1 protein-coding gene is annotated in these 1,224 nt (G+C 66.7%); it reads right to left on the reverse strand.

Features of this window, described 5'->3' with window-relative positions; all coding sequences use genetic code 11:
* Positions 1-1,221: type VI secretion system Vgr family protein (locus MOV80_RS23245; protein WP_249605560.1), on the reverse strand; the 1,221-nt coding region annotated here is incomplete at its 3' end.
* Between the last annotated feature and the right edge of the window lie 3 nt (positions 1,222-1,224).

The raw sequence follows: 1,224 nt of genomic DNA on the forward strand, positions 1-1,224 counted from the left end.
GGATTTGGGCTTGGCCAGTTCGGTGTGGGCATAGGCCGGGGTCAGCGGCACGCCGCGGCGCTGGGCGTCGAACTCGGCGCGGAAGGGTTGGGCGTCCTCTGCTTTTGCCAGCGCTTTGAGGTCCGCCGGCAGGTTGTTGCGCGCGCTCAGGGTTTGGCGGGTGACGACGAATTCGCGCTGTTCGCTGCTGTCGCCGTCGTGGGCGGGGTGGTCGTCCAGTCGGAACCATTGGCCGGCGGCCAGGCCGCGCACCGAGCCGCCGCCGCTGAATTGCTTGGCCTTGAGGTCATGCGCCTGCTGGCGCAGTTGGGCGTAGTGGCTGAGCTGGTCGGCGTCGCCGGCGTAGTACAGCGATTGCGGGTCGTAGTCGTGCAAAGAAGACTGCAGCGCCTTGCCGTTCTGGCCTTGATCAATGCGGCTGTCGTCGCCGCTGTGCTGGGTGCTGACGGGTTGGTAGTCGAAGCTGGCCAGCGCCACCGCGCCGGGGACGATCTGGCGCAGGGCGTTCCATTCGGTCAAGCCGTCCTCGGCCTCGGTGGCGTCGCTGCGGTGGAAACGCACCCGTTCCACACTGGCCGGCGGCAGGCTGTAGGGGTCGTCGAAGGCGACCAACCGCACTTGTGGTACCTCGCCATCGAGGTGATCGAAACGCCAGGCATAACCCTCTTCGTGCAGCAGCCGCACGATGAAGTCGTAATCGGATTCTCGGTATTGCAGGCAGTAGCTGCGCGGGGACGCCACGCCGGTCTTGAACTCCAGCGTCTGCACCCGGGCGAACACCGGATTGGCCTGCTGATGCTCGGCCAGAATCTGTTTGACGATGTCCGGCACCGTCAGGTCCTGGAACACCCGCGAGCTTATGCGATGCCGCAGCAGCGCGAACGGCGGCTCTATGGTCAGCTGGTAACGGCTGAAGCCGCCGTCGGATCCCAGGCTCTCCACTTTGGACACCACGCCGCAACGCAAGCTCTCCGCGCCGGCGGCGTCGAGGATGCCGATGCGGGCCGGCAAGCCGAGCAGGGTCTTGAGTTCGATCGCGCCGTCCGGCGACAGACAGGTGAGCTGGTAGGCGTAAGGCCGGGACACGCCTTCCTCGCCGGCCAGGCTCAGCGGCAGCAATTGCTCGGCCGCCACGCTGCCGTCGCCCAGGCTGAGGGTGAGCAGGCGTTGGTCTTGATTGAAGGCGGAGGCGAAGCTGGCGAGCAGGGTGCTGAGGTCCATGGG

The sequence above is a fragment of the Chromobacterium sp. IRSSSOUMB001 genome (genome assembly GCF_023507765.1).
In the GTDB taxonomy this organism is placed as follows: domain Bacteria; phylum Pseudomonadota; class Gammaproteobacteria; order Burkholderiales; family Chromobacteriaceae; genus Chromobacterium; species Chromobacterium haemolyticum.